This is a genomic window from Sphingomonas sp. (assembly GCF_965248875.1).
Taxonomy (GTDB): domain Bacteria; phylum Pseudomonadota; class Alphaproteobacteria; order Sphingomonadales; family Sphingomonadaceae; genus Sphingomonas.
The window spans coordinates 1,579,255-1,602,890 of record NZ_CBDFKR010000011.1 but is presented as its reverse complement, the minus strand read 5'-3'; the positions used below and the strand labels follow the sequence as shown (position 1 = coordinate 1,602,890).

General features: G+C 65.0%; 18 protein-coding genes and 2 pseudogenes. 13 read left to right on the top strand and 7 right to left on the bottom strand.

The features are described 5' to 3' along the window. Window positions 1–29: 29 nt before the first annotated feature. Entirely contained in the window at window positions 30–2,825 is a 2,796-nt protein-coding gene (locus ACP2AD_RS15015) for a TonB-dependent receptor (RefSeq protein ID WP_425230848.1), read from the bottom strand. Window positions 2,826–3,006: 181 nt separating this feature from the next. On the opposite strand from ACP2AD_RS15015, the gene ACP2AD_RS15010 reads away from it, so the two are divergent. From ACP2AD_RS15010 to ACP2AD_RS15000, 3 genes are all read left to right on the top strand, one after another. Beyond that, a complete protein-coding gene (locus ACP2AD_RS15010) occupies window positions 3,007–4,026 on the top strand; it encodes a substrate-binding domain-containing protein (RefSeq protein WP_425230847.1) in 1,020 nt (339 codons plus the stop codon). Between the two features lie 30 nt (window positions 4,027–4,056). Further along, on the top strand, window positions 4,057–5,052 hold the full coding sequence (locus ACP2AD_RS15005) for a cupin-like domain-containing protein (RefSeq protein ID WP_425230846.1): 996 nt from the start codon (window positions 4,057–4,059) through the stop codon (window positions 5,050–5,052). Between the two features lie 431 nt (window positions 5,053–5,483). Continuing rightward, window positions 5,484–5,723, top strand: coding sequence for a hypothetical protein (locus tag ACP2AD_RS15000; RefSeq protein ID WP_425230845.1), 240 nt, complete (start codon window positions 5,484–5,486; stop codon window positions 5,721–5,723). Between the two features lie 294 nt (window positions 5,724–6,017). On the opposite strand, the gene ACP2AD_RS14995 is transcribed toward ACP2AD_RS15000, so the two are convergent. Continuing rightward, window positions 6,018–6,350, bottom strand: coding sequence for a hypothetical protein (locus tag ACP2AD_RS14995; protein ID WP_425230844.1), 333 nt, complete (start codon window positions 6,348–6,350; stop codon window positions 6,018–6,020). 67 nt (window positions 6,351–6,417) lie between these two features. Then, window positions 6,418–7,583 (bottom strand): IS3 family transposase gene (locus ACP2AD_RS14990; protein WP_425230843.1). Its coding sequence is split into 2 segments (ribosomal slippage): window positions 6,418–7,331 and window positions 7,331–7,583, totalling 1,167 coding nucleotides; the frame shifts between segments, so codons are not numbered across the junction. 82 nt (window positions 7,584–7,665) lie between these two features. Between ACP2AD_RS14990 and ACP2AD_RS14985 the strand changes: the two are divergent. The 9 genes and pseudogenes from ACP2AD_RS14985 to ACP2AD_RS14945 all read left to right on the top strand — a co-directional run. Beyond that, window positions 7,666–7,845, top strand: a pseudogene (locus ACP2AD_RS14985) (tyrosine-type recombinase/integrase); the annotation flags it as partial. A gap of 363 nt (window positions 7,846–8,208) precedes the next feature. After that, window positions 8,209–9,714: an ATPase domain-containing protein gene (locus ACP2AD_RS14980; protein ID WP_425230842.1), complete on the top strand. Its 1,506-nt coding sequence runs from the start codon at window positions 8,209–8,211 to the stop codon at window positions 9,712–9,714. Further along, on the top strand, window positions 9,701–11,764 hold the full coding sequence (locus ACP2AD_RS14975; RefSeq protein ID WP_425230841.1) for an ATP-binding protein: 2,064 nt from the start codon (window positions 9,701–9,703) through the stop codon (window positions 11,762–11,764). Before ACP2AD_RS14980 ends, ACP2AD_RS14975 begins: the two co-directional genes overlap by 14 nt. Window positions 11,765–11,924: 160 nt before the next feature. Beyond that, window positions 11,925–14,111, top strand: a complete 2,187-nt coding sequence (locus tag ACP2AD_RS14970) for a catalase (protein ID WP_425230840.1) — start codon at window positions 11,925–11,927, stop codon at window positions 14,109–14,111. A gap of 12 nt (window positions 14,112–14,123) precedes the next feature. After that, window positions 14,124–15,206: a glycosyltransferase gene (locus ACP2AD_RS14965; protein ID WP_425230839.1), complete on the top strand. Its 1,083-nt coding sequence runs from the start codon at window positions 14,124–14,126 to the stop codon at window positions 15,204–15,206. After that, entirely contained in the window at window positions 15,203–16,177 is a 975-nt protein-coding gene (locus ACP2AD_RS14960; protein ID WP_425230838.1) for an acyl-CoA dehydrogenase, read from the top strand. The genes ACP2AD_RS14965 and ACP2AD_RS14960 overlap by 4 nt, the downstream gene beginning before the upstream one ends. Continuing rightward, entirely contained in the window at window positions 16,177–16,830 is a 654-nt protein-coding gene (locus ACP2AD_RS14955) for a PIG-L deacetylase family protein (RefSeq protein ID WP_425230837.1), read from the top strand. Before ACP2AD_RS14960 ends, ACP2AD_RS14955 begins: the two co-directional genes overlap by 1 nt. 624 nt (window positions 16,831–17,454) lie before the next feature. Further along, window positions 17,455–18,048 carry a Dps family protein gene (locus tag ACP2AD_RS14950; RefSeq protein ID WP_425230836.1) on the top strand — a complete coding sequence of 198 codons (594 nt, stop codon included), beginning with the start codon at window positions 17,455–17,457 and terminating at the stop codon, window positions 18,046–18,048. A gap of 320 nt (window positions 18,049–18,368) precedes the next feature. Further along, window positions 18,369–19,120 (top strand): IS5 family transposase gene (locus ACP2AD_RS14945; RefSeq protein ID WP_425230835.1). Its coding sequence is split into 2 segments (ribosomal slippage): window positions 18,369–18,686 and window positions 18,689–19,120, totalling 750 coding nucleotides; the frame shifts between segments, so codons are not numbered across the junction. A gap of 153 nt (window positions 19,121–19,273) precedes the next feature. Here the strand turns inward: ACP2AD_RS14945 and ACP2AD_RS14940 are convergent. From ACP2AD_RS14940 to ACP2AD_RS14925, 4 genes and pseudogenes are all read right to left on the bottom strand, one after another. Further along, the gene (locus tag ACP2AD_RS14940; protein ID WP_425230834.1) at window positions 19,274–19,534 is read right to left on the bottom strand and encodes a hypothetical protein; all 261 of its coding nucleotides are present in this window, start codon (window positions 19,532–19,534) and stop codon (window positions 19,274–19,276) included. Between the two features lie 71 nt (window positions 19,535–19,605). Further along, on the bottom strand, window positions 19,606–19,848 hold the full coding sequence (locus ACP2AD_RS14935; protein ID WP_425230833.1) for a DUF6582 domain-containing protein: 243 nt from the start codon (window positions 19,846–19,848) through the stop codon (window positions 19,606–19,608). Window positions 19,849–20,137: 289 nt separating this feature from the next. Next, a pseudogene (locus ACP2AD_RS14930) lies at window positions 20,138–20,380 on the bottom strand (peptide chain release factor-like protein); the annotation flags it as partial. 308 nt (window positions 20,381–20,688) lie between these two features. Continuing rightward, window positions 20,689–22,257: a hypothetical protein gene (locus ACP2AD_RS14925; RefSeq protein ID WP_425230832.1), complete on the bottom strand. Its 1,569-nt coding sequence runs from the start codon at window positions 22,255–22,257 to the stop codon at window positions 20,689–20,691. Between the two features lie 487 nt (window positions 22,258–22,744). Here ACP2AD_RS14925 and ACP2AD_RS14920 point away from each other — a divergent pair, with 487 nt between their 5' ends. Further along, entirely contained in the window at window positions 22,745–23,635 is an 891-nt protein-coding gene (locus ACP2AD_RS14920; RefSeq protein ID WP_425230831.1) for a helix-turn-helix domain-containing protein, read from the top strand. Window position 23,636 lies beyond the last annotated feature (1 nt).

The window sequence follows — 23,636 nt, the reverse complement described above, 5'->3', positions numbered from 1 at the left end:
CGGCGCAACCGACTGGGCCCCAAGAACCATCAGAATTTGAACGTGAAGCCGGCGACGACCCGGCGGCCGTAGGTCTGATATTTCAGGATCGCGAGCGGATCGACGTCGCGGTTGTTCGACTGCGCCACCGTCGCCGACCGCTCGTTGGTCAGGTTTTGGCCCTGCACATAGACCGACAGGCCGTGGAGCGCCGACCCGGTCTGGAAGTCGTAGCCGATCTGCGCGTCAAAAACCGTCTCGCCCAGTACCTTCTGCCGGTCGAGTCCGCCGCTGTAGAGCGAGAAGTCGCCCAGATAGTCCGAGCGGTAACGCATGCTGCCGCGCGCGTTAAAGCCGTCACGTTCGTAGAAGATCGTCGCGTTCGCCACCCATTTCGAATAGCCTGGGATCACGCTATTCTGACCATTGAAGTCGCGGACCTTGGTCTCGGTATAGCCGGCGCCGCCGGTGAAGCCAAAGCCGGTCAGTGCTGGGGTGAACACTTCAAACGGCAGCGTCCCGGCGACTTCCGCCCCCAGCAGATGTCCGCCATGCGTGTTGACGTTGCTGAACAGGATGCCGACCGGCGTCGCCGGCGTCTGCTGGTTCGGCGGCTTCGGGAAGCTGGAGTAGTCGAACGTCGTGGTGTAGCCGCTGGCGATGTAGTCGTTGATGTGCTTGTAGAAGAGCTGCAGCGCCAAATATCCACGCGTGCTGAAATACTGTTCGAAGTTGAGATCGACTGCATCGGCGCGGTACGGGCGCAGCGTCGGATTGCCGCCGCTGCCCGAGTAGACGATCGGGCTGCGCGTGGTGTCGACACCGAACGAGATCACGTTGTTGAGATCGGGCAGGCGCGGCCGCATGATCTCTTCCGACCCGGCGAGACGGATCACGAAGCCGCTGTCGAACCGCAGGTTGAGGTTCGCGCTGGGCAGTACCTGCCAATAGCGGTCGGTGACGGCGGGGAACGCCTGCCCGGTCGAGCGGACGCTGGTGTGAACGCCCTGGACGCCGATGTTCCCGGTCAGCGTCGCGCCGGCGAAGTGCCCGTCGAGCGTCGCCATCGCATAGGGCGTCCAGATATTCTCTTCGACGCCATAGCCCTTGGTCGCGCCATAGCTGTTGCCCACATAGGTCAGTACGCCGCTGCTCAGGATCGCGCGCGGATCGTAGGCCACGAGCAGCCCCAGCCCGCGATCGAGCGGCACGGGCGTCAGCCGCAGGTTGGCGGGGATCGCCGCGGTGGTGGCGCCATTGGGCGGGCTGAGGAAGCCCTCGACGGCGTTCAGCGTCTTGGTGTGGTTCACAAAGTCTGCGCCGACCTTCACCGAATGCAGAAAGCCGCCGATCTCGCGTTCCAGCTCTGCGCGTGCCTCGACCAGCTCGTCCTGCGTGTTGCGGACGTTGTCGTATCCGGCCTGGACTGGCGAGCCGCTCCAGCCCTCGACATCGGTCAGCACCAGGGCGGCGTTGTTGCCGTTGTAGTTGCTGGTGAACTGCGGCCCGTGCGAGGTCAGCGTGTACGACACCGTGCCCGTCGCGGTGGGCAGCGCGCGGCCGAGGCCGGCGGTGGTCTGCAGCGACGTGTCGGTGCGGTCGGTGCGCGAATAGCTGAGGTCGCCCAGCGCGCGCCAGCCGTCATGGTTGTTCCACGCCAGGTTGATGCCGCCCGAATACTGGTTCGCGGTGCGGTCGTTGGCGTAGTTCTCGATGATCGGCGTGCCGGTGATCGTTGCCGCCGTCACCAGCCCGTTCGAGTTGCGGGTGATGTTCGAGATCGAGTCGTGGCCGCAGCCGCCGCCGCAATTGAACGGCATCTCGAACCCGCGCTGGTCGATGCGGTCGATGAAATGCGAGTAGAAGCCGTCGAACGTGGCCACCGTGTTGTCGTCGAGCTGTGCCTGCAGCGTGGCGTTGCCGCCGAAGCGGCGCAGCTTGTCGGTCTCCGACCAGGTTTTGATGCCGCCCATGCCCTGGCCGCCGCCAGGATAGCCGCCAAAGCCCCAGGCGTTGAAGTCGCGGGTCTGGTAGGGCTCGTCGGTATAGGCCGCCGACAGTGCGACGCCGACGCGACCGTCCGCGAACCGGTCGACATAGGTGCCGTAGACGCGATAGCCCTTGTTGCTGGCGTTCGGGTCGATGCGCTGGTCGACGACCGTGCCGCGCGCGCCGACCGCCAGGATTCGTTGGCTGACATCCAGCGGGCGAATGGTGCGCAGGTCGATGCTGCCGACCAGACCCTCGGCGGCATGGTCCGCCTGCCCGGTTTTGTAGACGTCGACGCCGGCGAGGATTTCCGACGGATACTGGTCGAACTCCACCGCGCGGCTGTCGTTGGTGGTGGTCTGCTGACGGCCGTTCAGCGTGGTCGACGAGAAATCGGGGCCGAAGCCGCGGATCGAGATGATGTTGGCGCGGCCGTTGTTGCGCTGTGCCGAGATGCCCGGCAGACGCGCGATCGACTCGCCGATGCCGTTGTCGGGCAGCTTGCCGATGTCCTCGGCCGACACCGACTCGATCACCGCCTCCGCGTTGCGCTTCTTGGCGGTGGCGCTGCGCAGCGCGGCGCGAAAGCCGGTGACGACGACGTCACCGGTCGTCGCGTCGGAGGTGGGGGTCGCCGTGTCGCTGACCCCGGCCTGCGCGGGGTCGGTCGGCGTCTGGGGCGCCGCGCCGGCGTTGGCGCTGGGCCCGGGGGTCGTCGTGGTTGGCGTTCCCGGCGCTGGCGCGATCTGGGCCATCGCCGCCGGGGCGAGCAGCAACGAGGCACCAAGCGCGACGGCGCTGACGCTGTGCGTCAGATGCGAACGGCTAAGCGCGCTCTGGCGCGTGACGGTAAACATCAATCCCTCTCCTGACGGCTGCAGCCTTCTGACGGACCACAGGGCGTTTAGACAACCTACCTATCCGGCGGCGCTTCTGCGCGCAGCAATCGACATACGTATTCAACGGTGCGTTGACTGCGCAGACGGGCAGTGTAGCGTTTGTGTCACACGGTTTAGTACTGGCGGAGGTGAGCGTCGCATGACGCGCGGCGGCAAGGCGACCAGTTTCGATATTGCAGAGCTGGCGGGGGTCTCACAGCCGACGGTGAGCCGTGCGCTGCGCGGCGACAGCACGGTCAGCGAGGCGACACGACTGCGCGTGCGGGCGGTAGCGCAACAGCTCCACTACACCGTCGACAAGAACGCGTCGGCGCTCCGGCGCGGGCGATCGAACACGCTGGCGCTGCTGTTCTTCGAAGATCCGCTACCCAACCGCTCGCTCATCAACCCCTTCTTTCTCGCCATGCTGGGGTCGATGCTCCGGACCTGCGCGGAGCGGGGCTACGACCTCCTGACCTCGTTCCAGCGGATGGACAGTGACTGGCAGGCGGAGTGGGAGGACAGCCGCAAGGCCGACGGGCTGATCCTGCTCGGCCATGGTGATTTCGAGCAATATCGCGAGCGGCTGGACGGGCTGGTCCGGCGCGGCACACATTTCGTGCGCTGGGGGTCGCCGGACGCGGCTGCGGACGGCATCACGGTCGGCTGTGACAATCTGGCCGGGGGACGCGCCGCGGGCGAGCGCCTGCTGGCGCTCGGACGGCGACGGCTGGTCTTCCTGGGCGAGGCGTCGGACAGCTATCCCGAGTTCCGCGATCGCGACGCGGGGCTGCGGCAGGCGATCGCGGCCGCACCGGGCGGCGCGATCGTGGCGCGCGCCGACGCGATCTCGACCGAGGAGGCGGGCGAGACCGCGGCGCAGCGGCTGCTCGCCAGCGGCGTGGCGTTCGACGGGCTGTTCGCCGCGTCCGACCTGATTGCGCTCGGCGCGCTGCGAGCGCTCGCCGCCGCGGGGCTGCGCGTGCCCGACGATGTCGCGGTGATCGGCTTCGACGACATTCCCGCCGCCAGCAGCAGCAGCCCGCCGCTCACCACCGTTGCTCAGGATTATGCGCGCGCCGGCGAGGTGCTGGTGGAGACGCTGATCGCGCTGCTCGACGCGCAGCCGACGGCCGACGTGCTGTTGCCGCCGCGGCTGGTGCTGCGCGGCACCGCTTGACAGGCGGACGTCGAGGGCGAAGCGGGGGCCATGCACGCGCTGGATGAGTGCCGCTCGCTGGACGCCGCCGCGTTCGCGGCGATCAGGGAAGCGGGGGAGCCGGTCGTGCTGCGCGGGCTCGTCGCCGACTGGCCGGTAGTCACGGCCGCCGGGCGCGGCGAACTCGGCGGCTATCTGAGCGGGCTGGCGACCGGTGAGCCGGTGCCGATGGTGCGCGCAAAGGCCGACGAGCACGGGCGGCTCCATTATGCGGAGACGATGCAGGGGCCGAACTTCGTGCGCGAGCCCGGGTCGATCGCGGGGTTCTTCGCCGAGATCGCCCATCGCGACGGAGCGGTGGCGGCGGACACGCTGGCGATCCAGGGCCTGCCCGCCGCGCGGCACCTGCCCGGCTTCGCCGCCGCCAACACGATGCCGCTGCTGCCGGCGGCGGTGGAGCCGCGGCTATGGCTCGGCACCGCCGCAATCGTTGCCACACATCATGACACCAACGAGAACATCGCCTGCGTCGCTGCCGGCCGCCGCCGCTTCACGCTGTTCGCGCCCGAGCAGGTCGCGAATCTCTACATGGGCCCGTTCCACGTCACCCCGGCGGGGACGGCGGTCAGCATGGCGCACGTGACCGCGCCCGATCTAGACCGCTTCCCCCGGTTCGCTGCGGCGCTTGCTGAAGCACGCTACGCCGAGCTGGACCCGGGCGACGCACTCTACATCCCATATGGCTGGTATCACCATGTCGAGGCGCTCTCGGCGCTGAACCTGCTGGTCAATTATTGGTGGAACCCGGCGCGCCGCGATGTCGGATCGCCCTGGGACGCGCTGATGCACGGCATGATGGCCTTGCGCCAGCTTTCCCCCGACCAGCGGCGGGCGTGGCGGGCGATGTTCGACCATTATGTCTTCAAGGCGCAGGGCGACCCGGCTGCACACCTGCCCGCGGGAGTGCGCGGTATCTTGGGCGCGGAAACGCCCGCCGACCTGGCGACGCTCCGCCGTGCGATCGTCGCGGCACTGCAACGGCAATAGCGAAACCAAGACGACAGCGGAGCCACGGCTTGGCGGCGCGTTGATGGCGCAGCTGTCTGAGTAATGCGACCCGTGTCTGCACGATGGAGTTCGAGCCGATCCCAAACCGGTCCCGAACAGCGCGCGAGCCAAAGGTTGGAGGCCCCAGCGCCGCCCCGATCGTTTCGGATAGCAGGGCGGCGAGCTTCGCCTTGCCATCACAGAACACCTTCTCTTTATGCCCACGAAATCAGTAGCATCTCACTTCTTCATACTCGCTATCGTACACTCCTTTACTCTGGAGAACCTATAATCAATATGTCCCAACCCAAGGCAAGGCCAATTAGGCACGTCATCGGTTGCGTAGACCCATCCGTTTGTTAATAAATCACGGGGGGGGTGTAATGCATAATCGTTTAAGGACCGGAAGGGCGATCGCTCGCCGTCGCCTGATGGAGCGTATCCGGCTTCTATGTACCTGCGGCGCCGGGCTCGAAGCGATCGCATCGCCGCTTACCCATTCGGTTCGTGATTTGATCGGCGCCGACTCAGAATCGATATTCTGGGTCGATGCCCAGGGATTACCGGCCGGCTTCTATTGCGACACCGCGCCAGCGGATCTGAAAAACCTGTTCATTGTGGGCTTCGCCGAGCTGTTCGACCGCTCCGACGAAGTGAATATGCGGACCTGATAGAGTTCAAAGAAGAGAGCGTCGGCCGAACGGTCGATCCGACCTATCTCGATCACTTTCGGAATGGCAACGTATATCGCTATCTGTGTACTCCGCTCGGCCATCACCATATGCTCGATATGCGGATCAATGGCGACGGGATCGGCCGGTCGGTCGTGTGTTTGTGGAAATGCGGCGAAAGCAAAACCCTTGGCTTTCGCAGTTAGCAAGGTATCGGTAGACGCGGAGTTATATCTATCCGCCTCGGAATAGCCGCGCTTTAAATCGGTAATACCCTGATAGACGAGCTTACCCTTATATCCTGCCGCGCGAATGGCGGCTATTAAGTCGCGCCAATAGTGAATGTCGACCGAAGCCATATAACCAGCGTTCAGGCCAAGCGATATGTAGGTCGATACCTGGCTTGGTCGCAATCGTGGTCTGTTGAAGCACCAACGGCCGGTAGGCGGCGAACCAGGCGTCCCAATAGGCGGTATTTGTCGGAGCGACGGACCAGGGGAGTTCCGCGCTCGGAGCGTTGTAAACCCCGATCTGCATCATGAATTTCAACCCACGTGCCTTTGCTGCATTAGTAAGGATTGTGTATTGCGCCTCTGTCAGTATCGGGATGGCATAGGTGGCGGTCATGGTAAACGTGGTTAGTAGTGGGGTCTGAAGCAGTCAGCCACGCTGGATCTGACGTGACCCCCGCCTTTCATCCAGCGGCGACCAGAGACCGACCGGTGTTGTTGCGCAGTAGCGCAGGTGAAGCAACGGGCGGGGTTAACCCCGCCCGTTGCTGTTCGAGGTCAGCGGCGAACGCCGCCGGGGTGGCGTAGCCGAGCGAGGAGTGCGGGCGCTGGGTGTTGTAGTCGTCGACCCAGCGCGCGAGGATCGAGCGGGCCTGACCGATCGTGAAGAACAGCGTCTCGTTGAGCAGCTCGTCGCGCATGCGACCGTTGAAGCTCTCGACGAACCCGTTCTGGGTCGGCTTGCCCGGCGCGATGTAATGCCACTCGACGCCGGCATCACCGGACCAGGCGAGCACCGCGTTCGAGGTGAGCTCGGTGCCGTTGTCGCTGACGATCATAAGCGGCTTGCCACGCCTGGCGATCAGATCGGCCAGCTCACGCACCACCCGCCGGCCCGAGATCGAGGTGTCGACCACCGCCCCGATGCACTCGCGCGTCACGTCGTCGACGATGTTAAGCACGCGGAACCGCCGGCCGGCGACGAGCTGGTCGTGGACGAAGTCCAGGCTCCATCGCTGGTTGGGAAGCGCCACCACCGGTGCGGGTGCCCGCGCGCCAACGGCGCGCCTGCGCCCCTTCCGGCGGCGCACCGTCAAACCCTCTTCGCGGTAGAGCCGCTGGGTCTTCTTGCGGTTGATCGTGATGCCGTCCCGGCGGAGCAGGATGTGGAGCCGCCGATAGCCGAACCGCCGGCGCTGCTGCGCCAGCTCGCATAGCCGCGACCGCAGGTCGCCGTCATCTGCCCGGCATGAACGATACCGCATGCTCGTGCGATCCGCCCCGACGACCATGCACGCCCGCCGCTCGCTCATCCCCAACGTCGCCTGGAGATGCGCGACCGCTTGCCGCTTCGCGGCGGACGCTACCATTTTTTTGACAGCAGATCCTTCAGACCTGCGTTGTCGAGCATCGTGTCCGCGAGCAGCCGCTTGAGCTTGCCGTTCTCCTCCTCAAGCGCCCGCAGCCCCTTCGCGTCGGATACCTCCAGCCCACCGAACTTGGCCTTCCAGGCGTAGTAAGTCGCGCTCGACATCCCGTGCTTGCGACACAGCTCGGTCACCACCGCGCCCGCCTCGGCTTCCTTCAGGATACCGATGATCTGCTCTTCCGAAAACTGCATCCGCTTCATCTGTCCGTCCCATCAAGGGGCCGGTCTCTAGGTCCAGGTGGATGAAGAAACGGGGGTCACGTCAGTCGGCATCGGCCTTCCGGCTCAGGATTACGGGACGCACTCGCTTCGGCGCACGAAAGCGTCGATCATCTACAAGGCGACTGGCAACCTCCGCGCCGTTCAGATCCTTCTCGGCCATGCCAAGATCGACAGCACGGTGCGCTACTTGGGCGTTGACGTGGAGGACGCTTTGGAACTGGCCGAACGCACTGAGGTCTGAGCGGACCCAAAAGCGGCCATCCAGCGACCCCGCCATGTTCCCACTTTCGGACGCTCCTTCATCTGGACCGTAGCCCTCAGTAACGGAACCGGCATTGAGGCCGGGCGCACGGCTGACTAACCAGCGATGTCGAGCGACCATATTAGTGCCGGTCGCTTGCGACCACAGTGAGTGTGCGGAAGCGATCTCCGCGGGGCTCACGACGACATCCAGATCCAAACGACGCTAGCCAGGAGGAAGTGCTCACCAGGCGCCCGTCATGGCGAAGGGGCAAGCCGGATTTCCCTGCTCAGCAGATTGATCAAGTTGCCGTAAATTAAGGGCTATGCCAGACGGGCGCGGAACCTGGGGGAACGCCGACTTATGACGCGCGACATGCAGCAACCGAGCGCAATGACGGGCGTACCAGGCCTGGATGACATCTTGTGCGGGGGATTGGCGGCGGGACGGGTCTATCTTCTCGAGGGAAGCCCTGGGACAGGCAAGACGACGACCGCAGTGCGCTTTCTGCTCACCGGAGCCGGCGCAGGGGAGCGGGGCCTGTATATCACTCTGTCTGAGACCGAGGAGGAACTGCGGGAAAGTGTCGCGAGCCATGGTCACGAGATCGGCGACCAATTTGAGATCTTCGAACTGGTTCCCCCCGAGACGCTGCTGGATGCCGAGCAGCAGCAGAGCCTGCTCTATTCATCCGATCTCGAACTTGGCGAGACGACACGTAGCATCTTCGACGCGTTCGAGCGGGTGAAGCCGACGCGCGTCGTCATCGACAGCCTGTCCGAGATCCGGCTCCTGGCGCAGAGTTCGCTGCGCTACCGGCGCCAGATTCTCGCACTCAAGCACTATTTTTCGTGCGAGGGTGCCACCGTCCTGATGCTCGACGACCTCACGACCGAGATGCTCGACAAGACGGTGCACAGCGTTGCGCATGGAGTAATCCGCCTCGAGGAGATCGCCCCGTCCTATGGTCCAGAGCGTCGCCGCCTGCGTGTCATCAAGTTTCGCGGCCGGGCGTTTCGCGGCGGCTTTCACGACTTCATCATCGAGACCGGCGGCGTCCGCGCGTTCCCCCGCCTCGTCTCGAGTGAGCACAAGACGAAGTTCGCCCGAGACACGGTGCCGAGCGGGTCCGTTGAATTGAATACGCTGCTTGGTGGCGGCATTGAACGCGGCTCGAGCACGCTTATCCTCGGACCGGCGGGCACGGGAAAGTCGCTGCTCACGTTGACCTTCGCGGTCGCAGCTGCAGAGCGAGGCGAGAAGGCCGCCCTGTTCATATTCGATGAGGAGCGAGGCCTCCTGTTCCAGCGCGCGCGCGGCCTCGGTATCGATCTGCAGGACTTGGTCGACCGCGGCTGTCTGCTGATCCAGCAGGTCGATGCCGCGGAGCTCAGCCCCGGCCAGTTCTCGCATCTGGTGCGGACGCACGTGGAGGACCAGGGTGCCCGCGTCGTCATCATCGACAGCTTGAACGGCTACCAGGCGGCGATGCCCGAGGAGCAGGCCCTGATCCTGCACATGCACGAGTTGCTGCAGTACCTGAACCGGCAGGGCATCATGACCTTCCTGACCGTCGCGCAACATGGACTGGTGGGCGACATGCAGAGTCCCGTCGATGTCACCTATCTGGCCGACACCGTCATCCTCCTTCGCTACTTCGAGGCTTTCGGCCGGGTGCTGCGCGCGATGTCGATCATCAAGAAGCGCACGGGGGCGCACGAGAACACCATCCGCGAGTACAGGATCGGGTCGGACGGTATCAGCCTCGGCGAGCCGCTCGAGGACTTCCACGGCGTTCTCAAGGGCGTGCCCACCTACGTGGGCGGCGGCGGCAATCCCCTGCTGGATCGACCGATTGCCGCAAGCTGAGATCTCGGAACAAGGCCTCATCCTCGCGCCGCTCGGTCGCGACGCGGATGTCGCCGCGCGCATGCTTGCCGAGGCGGGGATGGTATCCCGGATCTGCGCGGACTTGCACACGCTTAGGGTTGAGCTCGACTTGGGCGCTGGGTTTGCCGTGGTCACCGAGGAGGCCTTGCGTCAGGGGGACATTAGCTCGTTGTCGGAGTGGCTCGCTGCGCAGCCCGAGTGGTCCGATTTCCCCTTCGTGCTGCTCACCCACCGCGGCGGCGGCATCGAGCGCAATCCGGCGGCGCTGAGTCACTTGCGCGCGCTGGGTAACGTGACGTTCGTCGAGCGGCCATTTCATCCCACCACCCTCGTGAGTCTGGCGGAGGCGGCGCTACGCGGTCGGCGGCGGCAGTATGAGGCGCGGCATCGACTGATGATGCTGAAGGAGAGCGAACAGCAGTTCCGCACACTGGCCGACTCGATACCAACCCTGTGCTGGAGCGCGGGACCGGATGGCGCGATCACCTGGTACAATCAGCAGTGGTACAGCTACACTGGCACCACGGCCGCCCAGATGGAGGGCTGGGGCTGGCAGTCGGTCCACGACCCCGACGAGCTGCCCAGGGTTCTCGAAGCATGGTCGACGTCGATCGCGACGGGCGAGCTGTTCGAGATGGTGTTCCCGCTTCTCGGACACGACGGCGCCTACCGCCCCTTCCTCACGCGGGTCCAACCGGTCCGCAACGCGCGTGGCGAGATCGTGAGTTGGTTCGGGACGAACACCGACATCTCGACCCAGCAGGAGGCGGAGGACGCGCTGCGGCAGCTGGCGGCGGAGCTTGAGACCCGCGTCGAGCAGCGCACCGCCGAGCGGGAAGAGGCGCAGGACGCGCTGCGGCAGGCCCAGAAGATGGAGGCGATCGGCCAGCTGACCGGCGGTGTCGCGCACGACTTCAACAATCTGCTGACCGTGATCCGCGGCTCGGTGGATCTCCTGCGCCGTCCGGGACTTTCGGAAGAAAAGCTCAATCGCTATATCGATGCGATCGGGACGACCGCGGACCGTGCCGCCAAGCTTACCGGGCAGCTGCTGGCGTTCGCGCGGAGGCAGACGCTGACCCCCGAGCTTTTCGACGTCGGCCAGAGCCTAAGCGACGTGACCGGGATCGTTCGCACGTTGATCGGTTCACGCATCTCGCTCGAGTTCGCCTCCCCCGCCGAACCGATCTTCATCCTCGCCGATCGTGGTCAGTTCGACACCGCCATCGTCAACATGGCGATCAACGCGCGCGACGCGATGAACGGTGCGGGTATCCTGGTCGTCACCACAATCGCAGTGGATGGCATCCCCGCAATACGTGGCCATGCGGCAGCCACCGGCGACTATGTGGCCGTGACGATCCGCGACACTGGATCCGGAATCCCCTCAGATGACATCCAGCGGATCTTCGAACCGTTTTTTACAACCAAGAAAGTGGGCGAAGGGACCGGTCTGGGTCTCAGTCAGGTGATCGGGTTCGCCAAGCAGTCGGGCGGCGACATCAGGGTTGAGAGCGACGTCGGTTCGGGCACCGCGTTCACCTTGTATCTTCCGCGCGCCCAATCCGAGCGCGACGGGCTAATTGCGGACGACAGTCAGACCGACCTCCCAACCGGCGAGGGGATCTGCGTGCTCGTCGTAGAGGATAATGAACAGGTCGGAGCTTTCGCGACGCAGGCGCTGCAGGAACTCGGCTACGATAGCGTCCTCGCGGTCGACGGGAAGAGCGCGCTGGCCGAGTTGAACAACTGCCGCAGCCGCTTCCACATCGTGTTCTCGGACGTCGTGATGCCGGGCATGAGCGGTATCGAATTGGCGGGAGAGGTGCGGCGCCGCTATCCCGACGTGCCGGTCGTGCTGACCAGCGGATACAGCCACGTCCTTTCGCAGGATGCCTCTCACGGGTTCGAGCTCCTGCACAAGCCCTACTCCGTCGAACAGCTGTCGCGCGCACTGATCAAGGCCAACCGCCTTCCACAACGCGAAACAGCGCGCATTGCGGCAGGTGCTGAGCAGACGACGAGCTAGGTAAAGCCAGAGCAGGCGACCGCTATCGGCGTTGGCGGTAGGCGTGGCGACCTACTTAACAACCGTCAGATTGAGGCTCATAGCCGTTGATGCGACGCTGTGTCGCTTGCTTAAGCGACCGCCGCGTCGACGGGCATCCTGAGTTCGATGGGGCAGGAACATGTCGCGCAAGGCCACCAAGGGCAATAACGGCAAGGTTAAGGGCGAGACGCCCATCAAGGCGGCGCCGCTGCCGGTGGGCGCCGATCTGCCGACCAGTTATGCCGAGCAACAGGGCGCGGGTGGCGAGACGCATCAGACGACCGCGGATCCGGCGCTGACGTTGACCAGTCAGCAGGGCATGCCGATCGCTGATGCGCAAAACAGCCTCAAGGTCGGCACTCGCGGGCCGACGCTGCTTGAAGATTTCCAGCTCCGCGAGAAGATCTTCCACTTCGATCATGAACGCATCCCTGAGCGCGTCGTCCACGCCCGTGGCTATGGTGCGCACGGCGTGTTCGAGCTGACCGACTCGCTGTCCGAGTTCACCCGCGCCGACGTTCTCGGCACGGTCGGCCAGCAGACTGAGGTGTTCGTCCGCTTCTCGACGGTCGCCGGCAACAAGGGATCGTCTGATCTCGCTCGCGACGTTCGCGGCTTCTCGGTCAAGATGTACACGAGAGAGGGCAATTGGGACATTGTCGGTAACAACATCCCGGTGTTCTTCATCCAGGACGCGATCAAGTTCCCCGACTTGATCCACGCCGCCAAGCAGGAGCCGGACCGCGCCTTCCCGCAGGCGCAGACTGCCCACGATAATTTTTGGGACTTCATCAGCCTGTCGCCCGAGGCGTGGCACATGATCATGTGGATCATGTCGGACCGCACGATCCCGCGCTCGTTCCGCACCATCGAAGGCTTCGGTGTACACAGCTTCCGACTCGTCAACGCAGCCGGCGAGAGCACGTTCGTCAAGTTCCACTGGAAGCCCAAGCAGGGCCTACAGTCTGTGTTGTGGAACGAGGCGGTCAAGATCAACGGCGCCGACCCCGATTTCCACCGCCGCGACCTGTGGGAAGCGATCGAGAGCGGCGACTTCCCGGTGTGGGAGCTTGGCGTCCAGCTGTTCGACCAGGCGACCGCCGACAGCCTGCCGTTCGACCATCTCGATTCCACCAAGCTGATCCCGGAAGAGACGGTTCCGGTCCGCATCGTCGGCACGCTGACGCTCAACCGGAATGTCGATAACTTCTTCGCTAACACCGAGCAGGTCGCGTTCTGTACGTCGAACATCGTGCCTGGGCTCGACTTTAGCGACGATCCGCTGCTGCACGGACGCAATTTCTCCTACCTCGATACACAGCTCAGGCGGCTCGGCGGTCCCAACTTCACCCACCTGCCGGTAAACGCGCCGCGCTGCCCGGTGATGAACTTCCAGCAGGATGGCCACATGGCGATGCGCAACCCGATCGGTCGCGCCAATTACGAGCCGAACAGCTGGGGCGCCGAGGGCGGTCCGCGCGAGAACCCGGCCAATGGCTTCACCAGCTTCTCGGCGCCGGTCGAAGGCACCAAGCAGCGCGTCCGCTCGGAAACGTTCGCCGACCACTACAGCCAGGCGCGCATGTTCTTCCGAAGCCAGCAGCCGATCGAGCAGAAGCACATCGGCGACGCGCTGGTGTTCGAGCTCAGCAAGGTGCAGCGCGTCGACATTCGTGCGCGGGCGGTCTCGCACCTCGTCAACATCGACGCCGATCTCGCGGCGACCGTCGCGGATGGTCTCGGCATGGATGTGCCCAAGGCCGCGGTCGCGGCAAAGCCGACGCTCGACCTGGCGACGTCCGAGAAGCTCAGCATTCTCGCGAATGGACCCGACAGCTTCAAGGGCCGCAAGATGGGTCTGCTGCTGACCGATGGCTCTCCAGCCGTGCTATTCACGGCACTGACCAAGGCGCTGGATGCCGAGGGCGCGGTGTGGGAGGTTATTGCGCCCAAGATCGGCGGCGTGACGCTGGACGACGGCACCAAGGTCGCTGCGAAACAGAAGATCGATGGCGGGCCGTCGATCCTGTTCGACGCGGTGGCGATCCTGCCTTCGGCGGACGGGGCGGCGATGCTTGCCAGGGATGCCGCGTCGAAGGACTTCGTCTCGGACGCGTTCGGGCATTGCAAGTTCATCGGCTTCAGCGCGGATGCCAAGCCGCTGTTCGACGAGGCGCGCATCCCACCCGAGCTGGATAATGGCTTCGTCGCGCTCGCCGAAGCGAAAGAAGCCAAGGTTTTCGTTGCCACCTGCCGCGCGCTGCGCTTCTGGCCTCGCGAACTGACCGTCGATCTCGATGCCGCGTCGAGCAAGGCGAAGGCATGAAGCCAGCGAGGCTTGGCAAACAGGTGGGACGACAGAAGCGAACAGGCTCGTTTTAAGGATCGAGACGATGGCATCGGGGGACGTCGACTGCGCGAGATAGCGATCTGCATTCCAGCTCGGAACGAGGCGGCCGAACTGCCGTCCTTGTTCGCGGCACTTGAGATGCTCGAGTCGTTCGGCGGCGCAACGGTGTCGGTATGCCTGCTCCTCGATGGCTGTACCGACAGCAGCGTGGCGTTGGTCGCCGCTTACCGCGAGCGATCGCGTCATCGCATAAAGTTCGCTCAGTCCGCGCCGGCGCAGCCAAATGCCGGGCGGGCCCGGCACCGGGCCATGCTCCTGGGACGCCATGCGTTGGCCGAAGCCGGGGGTCTACTGCTGACCACGGATGCCGACAGCGCGCCCGCGGTGGACTGGCTGACCACGATGGTCGCCGCGCTCGATCGCGCCGACGTCGTGACTGGGCGCATCATCCGGCAGGGTCATTCGCCCTGCCCGCTGCAGGAGCGGATCGAAGTCTATTACGACCGGCTGTTCGCCTTGCGGCGCAGGCTCGACCTTGTTCCATGGGAAGCGGATGCAACGCACCACCACACCGGCGGCGCCAATCTCGGGATGCGCGCCGCCGCGTATGAGATTGCCGGCGGCTTCCTGCCCCTCCTGACCGGTGAGGACGCGCGGTTCGTCGACGAAGCCGCGCGCGCCGGCCTGCGCGTCCGGCGCGACGCGGCGTGTGTGGTTCGCACGTCCGACCGCCGGCAGGGTCGCGTCGCGGGTGGCCTGGCGGCAACCTTGCAACGGCTCGACCATACCGCGACAAGTGCCGTTAGCGTCTCTCATCCCGAGGACGCCGCTTGGCAATATGCCATGCACGCCATAGCCCGCAGGGCGTTCATGGAGGATAGCCTCGAGCTGGCGGCAGATGCGCTGGGCCTGACCGGCGATCATGTCCTCGGCGTCGCCCGTGACGCCCCGAACGCCGCAGCATTCGCGATGCGGATCGTGCCGGTTCCGCCGGGAGGCATGCGCGAGGTTCCGCTGCCCGCAGCCGAAATGGCGCTCGACCGCCTGATCACGGCAAGGAGGGCAGCGTGACCGACTTGCGCACCGTTATCTCCGAGCGCAGCGCGGAACTCCCCACGCTGTCCGATCCACCCGATGCGGACACGCTGCTGCGCCTTCTGCGCCTGCTATACCAGACAGGCCGCGAGGATCTTCCGCTCGGCCGCCTGTTCGAGGGCCATGTCGACGCACTGCAGATCGTCTGCCGCTTCGGCACCGCGGACCAGCGTCGCCGGCTGACCGATGTCGTGGCGGGGGGCGGCGCGCTGGGCGTCTGGAACGCCTCTCTCGCTGGTGAGCCACTGCGACTGATGGACTCGCGCCTGCGCGGCGGCAAGAGTTTTGCCTCGGGGGCAGGCATCCTGTCGCATGCGCTGGTCACGGCGGATTGCGACGGAGACAGCCAGCTTGTACTGCTTGACCTCGAACGCACGCCACCGTCGATCGACCGCTCGTTCTGGCAGGTCGTCGGTATGCAGCGGTCGGAAACTCATGTGGTCAGATGGGATGACGCGTCTATCGAGGACGGCGACCTGATCGGCGAACCCGGCGTCTATGCGCGGGAACCTTGGTTCAGCGGCGGCGCGCTGCGTTTCGCCGCCGTCCAGGCGGGAGGCATCGCGGCACTGGTCGACGGCACGCGCGATCATCTCGTCTCGACAAGACGCGCGGCGGACCCGCATCAGGCAGGTCGGCTCGCCGCCCTCTATGGCCTGGCCGAGGCCGCAGCGGGCGCCGTCCGCACCGCGGCGACGGGATGGTTTGTCGATAAGGATGCCCGGCTGCCGTTGGTCGCGGCGGCTCGCGCCGCCGTCTATGATGCCGGCGGCCGGGCGCTGTCGCTCGCGCAGGAGGCGGTCGGCGTGCAGGCGCTGTTCGTCGGACATCCACTCGCGGCGACGATCACCGACCTGGCGGTCTATCTGCGTCAGCCCGGCCCCGACGCGCAGCGCATGATGGTCGGCGCGGCGGTCGCGGCCGGCGACCTGGATCCGTCGCTGTGATGCTGCGGACGGGCACGCCGCGCTGCCTGCTGGTGATCGCGCCGCATCCCGACGACGAGACGATCGGCGCGTTCGGGCTGATGCTGCGACTGCGGCGGCGCGGCATAGCGGTGCGGGTGCTGGTGGTGAGCGACGGCGCGGGCTCGCACGTTGGCAGCCCGACATGGCGGGGTCGCCGCCTAGTTCTCGAACGCCGGCGCGAAACGCGCAGGGCCGTCCGCCGCACGGGAGTGTCCGCAGGCCGGATCGCCTTCCTGAACCTTCCCGACGGCGGTCTCCAAGTCGAAACGGTGCGGACGCGCAGAGTCATCGCCGCCGCCCTGCGCCGCACGCCGAAGCCGGCGCTGGTGGTCGCGCCCGCGGCGGGCGATGACCATCCCGATCACCGGATCGTCGCGGCTGCCGTCGCGGCGGCGCGCATGGCCGGGGTCCGCATGTTGAGCTACCCGGTCTGGCCGGCCGGTGGTCGCTTGCGCGGTGCCCGCCGCCTGCCGCTGTCCGCGCAGCAGCGGCTGGCCAAGCGTCACGCGCTTTGCAGCTACCGGACTCAGACCGGACGGATCACTGACGACCCGGGCGGGTTCACGATGACGCGGAAGCAGATCGCAGCGTTCAGCCGACCGGTTGAAACCTTCGTCGAAGCGCACCTGTGAAGCCGATCGACCTCGCTGGCTTCGACGCTAAGTTCGCGAAGAATGCCGACCCCTGGCGGACGTTCGACAACCGCGACGAGGTGCTGAAGCGACGCGCGATCCTCCATGCAATGGGACCGGGGCCGTGGGGCCGGCTGCTCGAACTGGCTGCCGGTAACGGATCCAACAGTGCGGCCATCGCCCCCAGGGCGTTGCGACTGGACGCGACCGAGGCGACCACGAGCGGCACGGCCTTGGTTGCCAAGGCGATACGAGCACGTCCGGGGCGTGCGCGCGCGATCCGTCTGGCCGTCCCCGCCAGATTGCCCCGCTCCCGCTACGATATCGCGGTCGTGGCAGAGCTGATCTACTATCTGACGCCGTTGGCGATGGCCCGCACCGCCCGCGATGTCGCCGATACTCTGGGGCCCGGCGGCATTCTGGTGTTGGCGCATCACCGGATCGATTTCCCCGACTTCGCCCAGCACGCCGAGCATCTCCAGCGTCGGTTCCTAGCGGCGACCGGACGGTTCTGGCGCGTGCGCGTCGTCCGGCGGACTAGCCACTGGGCAGTGTTGGCGTGCATACATCGCCGAAGTCACCTGTCGATAGCATCATCACTCCCGAACCAGGAAGGAAGACGACATGGCGAAGCGACCAGCATCCAAGCGAGCGAGCACCGAGGCGCAGCCGCAGTACAAGGTCGAGTACCGCGAGATACAGCCCTACGGCACGCTCAAGGACCTGCCGATCGCGCTCGAGGATAATGCCCGCAAGCAAAGCGTGGAAACGCTGAACCAGGTGTTGGTCGACACGATGACGCTGCGTGACATGTACAAGAAGCACCATTGGCAGATGTCCGGCGCCACGTTCTACCAGCTGCACCTCCTGCTCGATAAGCATTACGAAGAGCAGGCGGACTTGGTCGACATGATCGCGGAGCGCATCATGGCGCTCGGCGGCATCAGCATCGCCATGGCCCCCGACGTTGCGGAAATGACCAAGATACCTCGCCCGCCAAAGGGCCGCGAGGACGTTCCGACGCAATTGGCGAGGCTGCTCGAGGCGCATGAGATCATCTTGCGTCAGGCGCATGATGGCGCGGAGGCGGCAGACGAGACCGGCGACGACGGCACCAACGACCTGCTGGTCAGCAACGTCATCCGCACCCACGAGCCCCAGGTGTGGTTCCTCGCCGAGCACCTTGCCGCAACCGATCTCGTCAGGGCGGATCGGTAAGCGGTCACTATCTGTGGCACTTCTAAAAAAATATAGGAACACAGCGGAAATCGATTGCTTCTAATCTGGCACGTTGGTGATCCATCTGTAAATCGAACGGATTGGCGTAGCACAATGGTGCTGCTCGTCGGACATCGCTCGCCGGAATGCTCCAATCAATTGGCTCTCAGGGCGCGAACCATGTTTTTGCACGGCCGCCTTACAATGCGGCAACTATGCCGAATTTCTAATATGGCTCCGCTAGGGACCAAACCCAATCAGAAGGTTGAGGCGGGTGCGGTTTTCTGATTCACCACGGACGCGGGGCGACGGAGGTGAGCATGGCGCTATTCTGGTTGTCGGACGAGGCCTGGACGGCGATCGAGCCCCACCTGCCCAAGAACCAGCCGGGCGCGCGGCGGGTGGACGACCGTCGCGTGATCTGGGGCATCTTCCACATGCTCAAGACTGGCGGTCGCTGGTGCGACTGCCCGGCCGACTACGGGCCGTCCACGACCGTGTACAACCGGTTCGACCGCTGGTCGGCGCGCGGCTTTTGGCTCGGGCTCCTGGAGGCGTTGGTTGATGCGGGCGCGGTTACGAAGAGCACCGCGATCGACAGCACGTACGTGAAGGCGCAGCGTGCCGCATTCGGGGGTAAAAGGGGGCTAAAGCGCAGGCGATCGGCCGCTCGCGCGGTGGCTGGACGACCAAGATCCACGCCCTCACCGACGTCGTGGGCCGTCCCTTTGCGCTGATGCTCACGCCCGGCAACGTCGCCGACGTGACCGTTGCGCCCGAGCTGCTCGCCCGCATGGGTCGCGCCAAATACGTGCTGGGGGATAAGGGCTACGACGCCGACCCGCTCCGGCGCTTGCTCCGCCAGGCGGGCACCGTGCCGGTCATCCCCGGCCGGTCCAACCGCAAGCGCCAAGTCCGCTACGACCGGGAACGCTACCGTGGCCGCCACCTTATCGAGAACGCCTTCTGCCGCCTCAAGGACTTCCGCCGCGTCGCCACCCGCTACGACAAGCTCGCCGCCAACTTCCTGTCAGGCGTGGCTCGCGCAACAGCTCTCGCCTTCTGGCTGTGAATGAGTCCGGAGCCTAGCTTGGGACGTCCATCCATCACCGCGATTACCGCGCTTCGGCAACGTCGTCGACTCTTAGACTAGCGGCCGCTGCTTACGGGCATATTAGCGCGAAGCCAGGGCGGCGCGGCGGCCACTGTCCCAGCGCTGACAGCCTCAGGGTTCGGACATCGTTTCATCTTCAATCGCGGCGAGGATCATGCGTTCCCAGACGGCGGCGTCGCCGACCGCGGCCATATGCGCGCTCGGCTCGCGCAGCGTTTTGAGCACCGCCAGCGCCGCGCCGACATGATCGGGCCAGAGCCCGTCGACCGCTTCGCCGGCTGAGGTCATGTCGCCTTCGCCATTCCGACTCATCTCGTGTCCGGCGAGCACGCGGGCAATGCGCTCGATTAGTGATGTCGTCGCCGTGTCCATGATCAATTCCTCAGATAATTGTCGGCGCGCGCCCAACCCTTCGGCAGCGGGCGGCGGTACGGGATTGAGCCTCAGTCCTTGCCGATCTCGCGCCAGCTCTTCTCAGACAGTTCGACATCGAACTTTTTCGCAGCCGCCTCGATCCGTTTCCAGGCGGCATCCCGTTCGTCGTCGGAGACGTCCATTACCTGGTTAAAGCGCGAAATGGCGTTGCGAACATGACTGGCATTTTCGAGCGGCTCCTTGCGCTGCGTTGGGAAAGCGAAGTCCCTCTTGTCGAGGTCGTTGCGATCGTCAGTGCTGAACTTGGTCATAATCCTCTCCTTACGGCCTAGACTCATGCCGGATTGACTCGTTCCGGCAGACCCGTCGCGGTCGCGGCCTGGCGGGGCGGTAGCGAATGACCGGTTTCCGGCAGCAAGGACCCAGACTCGGACGTTCCTGCCGTGCTTTCGCCTTCCCAAAACCTGACGCTCGTTCATGGACAATCGAATGCCGCGAGAGCTGCCGTCAGCTGACAGACGACTATGGTATCAACTAGCGACGCTTGAACCTCTCGCCCTCGTACGTCCTGACCGGATTGCCACGCTCCAGTTCGTGGTTTCAATCCCACTGCGCTCGTTTGCCTCCGGCTTCGTCCGCCCGGCGCTGATCGTCGAGCAGCATCGCCAATTTCAGGCGAGCGATCTTCTTGTTGGCGAATTGGGAGCGTTGATCCTGCGACAAGTTTGTGAAACCGGTTGGCAGATAGATGGCGCGAACCGCGCTATCGGTCTTGTTAACATGCTGCCCGCCCGGCCCCGAAGCGCGAGGCGTCTGGTAGCGGATGTCCTCATCGCGCAGGTCGGGCGTCTCTGCTCCCGACGGAACCCGCTGCACACCGACTGACGTGACCTCCGCCTCTCATCCAGCGACGACCAGAGAACGGCCGGTGTCATCGCGCATGAGCGCGGGTGAGGCAGTGGGCGGGGTTACCCTGCTCGATTTCCAGCGGGTGGATTTAGTCTGACAGAGCGCGTTGGCGCGCCTGATTGTGATCGCCGTCACGTCTCCGTGATTATTACACAAGCTATCTCGCAGGGCGGTGAAGTAGCGTGCGTCCCAGATTGTCCTGCACGGTCGTCTCGCGGCACGGCGACGAACCGAGGTTGCGATCAATGCGCCCGCGTATCGCTTGCTTTCAGAAAGGCGATGAGATCGGCGCGCTGGCGTGAGTCGCCGACGAAGAAGGGATGTGGGGCGCCGCCGCCGCGCCTGGCATCGAACAGGTCTGCGAAGCTCCGCACGCTGTCGTCGTGGAGGAAGGTCGGCTTGCGCGCCAGGTCGAGCAGCAGCGGCATGGCTATCCCCCGCTTTTCCCCGCGCAGGCTGGCGTTCACCACCGCCATCTTGTCATCGAAAAAACTGCTCGGCGTATCAAGAACCGGGTTAAGCGGCGGCATCCGCAGGGCAAGCGTGACCGGGCGGTCGCCCGGAAAGATTTGCGCCATCGGATGGATCGTCGTCGGCACCGCCCGGCGCTGGTCGGCATTGTGGCAGGTCGTGCAGCCCGAAGTCGCGAAAACCGCCCGGCCGCGGGCCACCGCCTGTGGATCGCCGACCTGGCCGGCGGGCGCCTGCAACCGCGAGAGATAGGCGTTCATTGCGAGCAGCCGTGCGTCGTTCACGCGCAAGCCGATGGGCGTGGCCAGCGCGCCGGGGCGCCCGCCGCCGCGCGCGCGCACATAGGGGTAGCCGGTGACACCGGTGTCGCGCAGCACCTTGACATAGTCGTCGATCATCTCGTCGCCGGCTGCGCCCGCGAGCATGTGGATGAACTGGCGGCCGCCCGGAGTCGTCAGCGCGGTCTGATCGAATAGCGTCGTATAGACGAGGTTGCTAAAGTCCTCCAGCCGGGTGAAGGTGCCCTCGCTTCCGTAAGGCACCGCGAGGTCCTGCCGAAACAGCGGCGTGTTGTGCATCGGGTTGCCATTGCCGTCGAACGAGTCGTCGAACATGCCAACCGGATAATTGCGATGGTCGCGGAAATAGGCGTCGACCTCGTCCTCGGTCGAATTTTCGTCGAGCCCGTGTGCGGCACGGCCGAGCGTCTTGCCGTGGTTCGCCGTCAGCTGCAGCTGCGCGACAGTGTAGAGCGCGCGGGTATTAGCGGCGGTCGCGAAAATTTCGCCGAGATGGAGCGAGTGGTTGGCGAGCCCGTCCACCCGATGCCCGATCGAGCCGCCTGCCGGGGAGGTAAAGATCGAGCCGTCGCTCATCGAATGGCACAGTGCGCAGGTCGCGCCGACCTTGCCGGCCTTAGGGGTCATGCCCATCACCGCGTTTGCCATGATGAGCTTGCCGGTCATCGCCGGATCGTTGAGGATGGCCGAACTGCGGCCGGTCGGGTCGGCCGCGAGTTCGGCTGCCAGCCTGGTCTTGGTTTGGGCATCGACCGCGTCGACGTCAACCTGGAGGCCGAGCTCGAGCGCCTGCATAGGGGTGACGCGCGCCGCCATGATCCCCGCGGGCAGGCGCACCGCGTCGGTCCAGAAGCCCTCGTTGCCGAAGGTCTCGTTGCGGAACACGTCGCGGCCCGTCGCCGCGCTGCCCATCCGCTGCGGCAGGCGCGGCCCCTGGTCCGCCGGGCCGTCGCCACTTCGTGCCAGCTGGGCCCCGACGCTGGTGGCGAGGGCCAGAGTGCTGAGGCCCAAGGCGAGCAGGGGACGTGACAGGCGCTTCATGGGCGGGCTCCTCGCGGGCACTTTTGAACTCGGTCGATGAACCCTTCTAATCGCCTTGGCGCGGCCAAGTTGCGGCCGGCGGCGGATTTTCGCAGCATTGCGCACCTGACAGCAGGATTGGACAATCACGTCGTCGCCAAAGCCACGGCCTTCCCAACATCGCTTGCCTTTGCGCCCGGTGGCGTCCGGCGCTCGGGGAGGTACCTTCCAGCACAGCGACGGATGCTGCAGTCACAAGCGAACTCGTCACACCAGGATGGAGTTCGCTTTCTGATAGCGACGCCTAGCTGACTAGCGCCTTCCACTCGGCGCTCGCGGCCGAGTGGCGCTCCCAAAATGTCGGGCCATCAGCTCCATCGCGTGATACGTTGATCTGAGTGAGTTACCACTCTACGCTGTGCATAAGACTTTTCCCCAACTTGTAACAATCGAACCGCAACCTTCGTATCGAGGCCATACGGTTAGCATCCACAAGCTAAGGGGCGAAATGGCACCTGCGATCATTCGATCAACCCCCGCTAAATGGGGAGAAACGCTGAGCGGGTTGCCGATGCTCGATCTGCGGATCGGCGGCGCGATTCCAGTTTACATCCGGCGCTGGCAGGGCATTGCGCCGGATATCGATCAATCTTCGCTCGACGAGCATTATCTGTCGATCCATCTCGGCGGCGCTAAGCGGCTGCATCGGGACGGTGAGGGTCGGAAGCTGACTTGTGACGCGCGTTCGGGCGCGCACAGTTTCGTGCCAGCGGGATCAGCTTATAAATGGATGACTGAAGGTCCGATCGACTTCGCGCATTTTTACTTCCAGCCGAAGATGATCGATAGATTCATCGCCTCCAGTTTTGACCGCGATCCTCGCGGCGCAGTCATGCATGAGTGCCTTGGCGAGAGCGAGCGATTGATTGACTCGCTGGCGGCGACTGTCCTGTTCGAGGTGGCGAGGGGGGACGGCGTACAGCAGGCCTATCTCGACGATGTCATGCATCTGCTGCTGTTCCAGCTTCTTCGCTGCTATTCCGATGCTGCGTCGATCACGATGCCGAGCCAGCTCGCGCTGGCACCCCATCGCCTGCGCGCGGCCCTAGAGTTCATCGAGAGCCATCTCGCCGAGCCGATCGGTGTCTCGGAGATTGCAGGCGCGGCGGGCATGAGCCCCTTCCACTTCAGTCGCGCCTTTCGCGTATCGACCGGCGCACCGCCCTATGCGTATTTGCTGAGAAGGCGCATCGCGGTCGCCAAGGCACGCCTGACAAAACCGGGCGGATCCTTGGCGGCAATCGCAGGCGAATGCGGCTTCACGAGCGCAAGCCAATTCTCACGCATGTTCAAGAACGCGACCGGACTCAATCCAAGCAGCTTTCGCAAACGCCAGTGAG

Excerpts from the sequence above, each read along its gene's own strand:
- ACP2AD_RS14925 (WP_425230832.1), bottom strand. The coding sequence starts at position 22,257 with ATGAAGCGCCTGTCACGTCCCCTGCTCGCCTTGGGCCTCAGCACTCTG.
- ACP2AD_RS14955 (WP_425230837.1), top strand. The coding sequence starts at position 16,177 with ATGCTGCGGACGGGCACGCCGCGCTGCCTGCTGGTGATCGCGCCGCAT.
- ACP2AD_RS15005 (WP_425230846.1), top strand. The coding sequence starts at position 4,057 with ATGCACGCGCTGGATGAGTGCCGCTCGCTGGACGCCGCCGCGTTCGCG.
- ACP2AD_RS14995 (WP_425230844.1), bottom strand. The coding sequence starts at position 6,350 with ATGACCGCCACCTATGCCATCCCGATACTGACAGAGGCGCAATACACA.
- ACP2AD_RS14920 (WP_425230831.1), top strand. The coding sequence starts at position 22,745 with ATGGCACCTGCGATCATTCGATCAACCCCCGCTAAATGGGGAGAAACG.
- ACP2AD_RS15010 (WP_425230847.1), top strand. The coding sequence starts at position 3,007 with ATGACGCGCGGCGGCAAGGCGACCAGTTTCGATATTGCAGAGCTGGCG.
- ACP2AD_RS14950 (WP_425230836.1), top strand. The coding sequence starts at position 17,455 with ATGGCGAAGCGACCAGCATCCAAGCGAGCGAGCACCGAGGCGCAGCCG.
- ACP2AD_RS15000 (WP_425230845.1), top strand. The coding sequence starts at position 5,484 with ATGGAGCGTATCCGGCTTCTATGTACCTGCGGCGCCGGGCTCGAAGCG.
- ACP2AD_RS14940 (WP_425230834.1), bottom strand. The coding sequence starts at position 19,534 with ATGGACACGGCGACGACATCACTAATCGAGCGCATTGCCCGCGTGCTC.
- ACP2AD_RS14980 (WP_425230842.1), top strand. The coding sequence starts at position 8,209 with ATGACGCGCGACATGCAGCAACCGAGCGCAATGACGGGCGTACCAGGC.
- ACP2AD_RS14935 (WP_425230833.1), bottom strand. The coding sequence starts at position 19,848 with ATGACCAAGTTCAGCACTGACGATCGCAACGACCTCGACAAGAGGGAC.
- ACP2AD_RS15015 (WP_425230848.1), bottom strand. The coding sequence starts at position 2,825 with ATGTTTACCGTCACGCGCCAGAGCGCGCTTAGCCGTTCGCATCTGACG.
- ACP2AD_RS14970 (WP_425230840.1), top strand. The coding sequence starts at position 11,925 with ATGTCGCGCAAGGCCACCAAGGGCAATAACGGCAAGGTTAAGGGCGAG.